General features: G+C 74.0%; 4 protein-coding genes and 1 pseudogene. 1 reads left to right on the top strand and 4 read right to left on the bottom strand.

What is annotated here, in order from left to right:
* The 3 genes and pseudogenes from VR44_RS08100 to VR44_RS08110 form a co-directional block, all read right to left on the bottom strand.
* Positions 1-196: pseudogene (locus tag VR44_RS08100) on the bottom strand (alpha/beta hydrolase); the annotation flags it as partial.
* A gap of 12 nt (positions 197-208) precedes the next feature.
* Positions 209-1,735 carry an alpha/beta fold hydrolase gene (locus VR44_RS08105; protein WP_045946711.1) on the bottom strand — a complete coding sequence of 509 codons (1,527 nt, stop codon included), beginning with the start codon at positions 1,733-1,735 and terminating at the stop codon, positions 209-211.
* Positions 1,736-1,937: 202 nt separating this feature from the next.
* On the bottom strand, positions 1,938-3,104 hold the full coding sequence (locus tag VR44_RS08110) for an agmatine deiminase family protein (RefSeq protein ID WP_045946712.1): 1,167 nt from the start codon (positions 3,102-3,104) through the stop codon (positions 1,938-1,940).
* A gap of 157 nt (positions 3,105-3,261) precedes the next feature.
* On the opposite strand from VR44_RS08110, the gene VR44_RS08115 reads away from it, so the two are divergent.
* Positions 3,262-3,915 (top strand): TetR/AcrR family transcriptional regulator, encoded by a 654-nt coding sequence (locus VR44_RS08115; protein ID WP_045946713.1) that lies wholly within the window; start codon positions 3,262-3,264, stop codon positions 3,913-3,915.
* A 35-nt stretch (positions 3,916-3,950) separates the two neighbouring features.
* On the opposite strand, the gene VR44_RS08120 is transcribed toward VR44_RS08115, so the two are convergent.
* On the bottom strand, positions 3,951-4,295 hold a 345-nt coding region (locus VR44_RS08120; protein ID WP_045946714.1), incomplete at its 5' end, for an ABC transporter ATP-binding protein.

Genomic DNA, 4,295 nt, shown 5'->3' on the forward strand with positions numbered 1-4,295 from the left:
CCGGTGTGTAGCGGGCGTCGCGGGCGTTCCCGGGGACGCTGCCGACCGGCGGTGCCGGGCTCGGGGTGGCCGCGGTGTACGCGTGGACGGGCGCGCCGAACAGTCCGGTGAGGAGTACGCCGGCCGCCAGGCCGGCGGCGGAGGCGCGCGGCCGTCGCACGGTGCGGCGGGGGCGGGACGCGCGAGTGCGGGCCATCGGTCCTCCCGGTCACTTCGGGGTGATGGTGAACGGTGCCGGCGTGAGGCCGGCCGCGCAGCCGGTGTCGGGTGCGGCCGGACGGGCGAGGAAGGAGGCGAGCACCTTCGCCGCGCAGGGCGACTGGGGGACCACCCAGTGCGTGATCCCGGGGATCTTCACGGAGGTCGAGCGGGACAGCGTACGGGCCGCGTCCTTCGCGAACTCCGCACCGGTCTTCTGGTCGAAGGTTCCCGAGAGGAGGAGCACCGGTACGGAGCTGACTGCGGGGACCCGCTGCTGGGCGGCCCGGTCGGGAACGTTCCAGGTCCGGCACACGTCGAACTGGAAGGGGAGCTGCGGCGTCTGGGCCAGGACGGTGTCCGGCCAGCCGGGGAAGGCCTTGCGGCCCGCGTCGAGCACGTCGGATTCCGAGACCCCCGGTGTCCATTCGGCGCAGGCCACGGACTCCGTCAGCCCGTGCGCGGTCATGCCGACCGCCGGGACCGAGTCGACCGCCCGGGCCCGGGCGAAGCGCTCCGGATTTCCGCGGGCCAGCTCGTCGATCGCCGCCGGGACGTCGACGGGCTTGATGGTGTTGGCGACCAGCACGTTCAGCACCGCTCCCCCGTCGAGGACCACCTTCACCGGGTCCCCGCCCTTCGGGGGCCGGGCGGTCAGCGTCAGCGGCTTCTCCTCCAGCCTGCGCACCTGCTCGTCCAGGGTCTTGCGGAGGTCCGGGTAGCGGCTCTTGCAGGCGGGCTGGGCCGCGCACGCGTCGAGGATGGCGCCTATGCCCTCCTGTGCGCTGGGCCAGCCCCAGGGCAGGACCACGGACTGCGGGGGCGTGACCGAGTCGATCGCCACCGCGCGGATGCCCTCGGGGTGGGTGCGCAGGAGGGTGAGGGCCAGGTTGGTGCCGTAGGAGTACCCGTAGACGTTCCACTCGGCGATCCCGAGGGCGGTGCGCAGGTCGGCGAAGTCGGCCGCGTTCTCCACGGTGTTGTAGGCGCCGAGGTCGGTCCCGTCGGCGGTGAGGCGGTCACGGCACTGCTTGAAGGCGTCCAGCATCTGCGACTTCGCCCGTGCCGAGTCGTGACCGAGGCCCACGTAGCGGGCGGTGAAGCGGTCGAACTCCGGGCAGGCCAGGTTCGGCTGGTCGTAGCGGTTGCCGCGCTGCGCCATGACGATCAGGTCGTGGTCGGCGTTCACCCCGGAGGAGACCAGGAAGGGGATGTCGTCGAAGGTCTCGCCGCCGGGGCCGCCCGCCATGAACACCACCGGCTCCGCGGCGGGCCTCGCCGAGGTGGCCGGGATGACCGCGGTGGCCAGCCTGATGGTCCGGCCGCCGGGGCGGGCCCGGTTCTCGGGGACCTCCAGGAAGCCGCACCGGGCCTTGGCCAGCTCGGGCACCGGCTCGGCCGTCTTCGGGCAGGCACCGGGTACGAAGCGGGCGTGGGCCGTCGGGGTGGGTGCGGCGGCGGACGGTGCCGTGCCGAGCCCCGTCAGGGCGACCAGGGCGGCCGCGGCGGCCGCCGTCTTCCGGGGGTGGTGCGCCATGGGATCCCGTTCCTCTGCCGTCTCGTGCGGCTGCCGGTACCGGGCGGCTGCCGACTCGTGCGGCTGGCCGCTACCGGGCGGCGCGGCGGCGCTCTGGGCGGAACGTACACATCCGACGCTAGCCGGTCCCCCGGACGGCCGCATGCCGGCCGGCTCCGGGCGTCCGGGGGCGCCCTCCGCCCCAGGACGCCCGGGCCCTCCCCTACGGGACCGGCTGCTGCTGGGTGACGCAGTGGATGCCGCCACCGCCCGTGCCCAGGCGGTCGATGTCGAGCTGCTCGACCGTGCGGCCCGGGTAGAGGCGGGCCAGCGTGGCCCGGGCCGCCGTATCGGCACCGGCGTCACCGAATTGGCCGGTGATCACGGCACCGTTGCACAGGTAGTAGTTGGCGTACGAGGCGAGGAAGTCCCGGTTCGTCGAGCGGATCCTGTCGTAGTCGGGGCCCTGGAGCTTCTCGACGGCCATGCGCGTGCCGCCGGCGGTCGTGGCGGCGGAGAGGACCTGGTACTGCTTGCGGGCGTCCTTGGCGTAGACGTCGGTGTCCGTGGCCAGGGGCATCTGGACGAGGGCCCGGCCGGGGGCGAGGAAGCGGGAGGTCGCGTCCACGTGGTCGTCGGTGATGTCCTGGCCGACGACACCGTCGAACCAGATGACCTCGGAGGCCCCGTAGGCGGCGCGCAGGGCGGCCTCGATCTGTGCCTGGGAGGCTCCCGGGTTGCGGTTCCCGTTGACGAGGCTGCTGCGGGTGGCCATCAGGGGGGTGCCGGCGCCGTCCTGTTCGACCGCGCCGCCCTCGCCGACCACCCCGGCGGCGGTGAAGGGGACCCCGGCGTGGGCGGCGATCCGGCCGGCGACCAGGGCGTCGCGGGCGTGGGCCTGTTTGTTGCCCCAGCCGTTGAAGTTGAGGCCGATGGCGTCGAGGCCGCCGGCCCCGTCGGTGCGGAAGACCGGTCCGCTGTCGCGCATCCAGCAGTCGTCGACGGGGATCGAGGTGATGACGGTGACGGACGGACCGGCCAGCGAACGGGCCTTGGCGGCGCTCGCGGAGTTGGCGCAGAGGTAGACGGGTTCGTACTTCGCGATGGTCCGGGCGATCAGGGCGATGTCCGACTGGACTCCGGAGAGCGTGCGGCCCCAGATGGAACTGCTGTCCGGGAAGGCCATCCAGGTGCGGGTGTGGCGGACGTCCTCGGCCGGCACCCGGAAGGTGCCCGCGGCGGCCGGGCGGTGCGCGGAGGCGGCCCGGGCCGGGCCCTCGGACGCCGCGAGGCCCGCGGTGGCCACGATTCCCGTGGCGGCGGCCGCCGTCAGGAATCTGCGTCTGCCCATGGCCGCGCCCTCGGGCCGGTTCACCACGTGGTCGTTCATGACGGTTCCTCCGATGCTCCAACTGCCCACGCAGAGTGTGGGGTTGGCCGGAAAGCTAGAACTGGCCAAGCGCTCGGTCAATACTGCCGGCAGGGTTCTTCCGGTGGATCGGGGAAAACCCCAGGTGGCCTGCCGGAGCCTGGTTAGAGTGACGCCCATGTCGGCTTCAGCGCAGCACTCCGAGGTCCCGCCCGCTCCACCCGCACGGGCCCCCCGCCCGCGCGCCTCGGCCAAGGGCGAGCAGACCCGGGCGCGGCTGGTCGCCGCCGCGCGGACCCTGCTGGCGGGTGAGCTGAGCGAACGGTTCACCACCCGCAACGTGGCCGCGCTGAGCGGGGTGTCGCACGGGATGTGCCACTACCACTTCCAGGACCGCACCGACCTGATCCTGGCGGTCATCACGGACATCCACCCCGAGTGGATCACCCCGCTGGAGGAGGCGGTGTCCGGCCCCGGCACCTTCGAGGAGCGCGCCGCGCGCGTGGTGGAACTGCTGGGCCGGCCCGAGGGAGCGGAGCTCTCACACCTCCACTCCGCGCTGCACTGGCACGCCCTGAACGACGCCCGGGTGCGGGAGGCGCTGGAGGCCGAGTACCGGCGCTGGCGCGCCTGTTTCGTCGCGCTCTTCCAGGTCCTGGCCGACGAGCGCGGCCGGGGCCTGGACCCCCGCCCGCTGGGCCTGGCGGTCGCCGCCGCCGTGGACGGCCTGGCGGCCATGGAGTCCATGGCGGACGGCACCGGAGCCGTCCCGGGCGCCGGCGGCGAGCCGGTCCTGCGGACCTTGATCCGCACGCTCGCCGCCGGCGCCTGAGCCCCCCGTCCCCCGTTCCCCTTGTTCCCCCGGTCCTAGAGCGCCCTGCGGGCGGCGGCGATGGCCTCCGGGTCCCAGCCCGGGCGCGGTACCGACTCCAGGAGCAGCCGGGTGTACGCGTGCCGGGGCGCGGCGAGCACCTCGGCCGTGGCCCCCGCCTCGACGACGCGGCCCCGGCGCATCACGACGAGCTCGTCGGTGACGCACCGTACGACGCCGAGGTCGTGGGTGATGAACAGGTACCCGATCCGCGTCTGCTCCCTGATGTCGGCGAGCAGGTTCAGGATCTGCGCCTGCACCGATACGTCGAGCGCGGCAACGGCCTCGTCCAGGACGAGGACGGCCGGTTCGACGGCCAGGGCGCGGGCGATGGCCACGCG

This window comes from Streptomyces katrae, assembly GCF_000966975.1.
In the GTDB taxonomy this organism is placed as follows: Bacteria; Actinomycetota; Actinomycetes; order Streptomycetales; family Streptomycetaceae; genus Streptomyces; species Streptomyces katrae.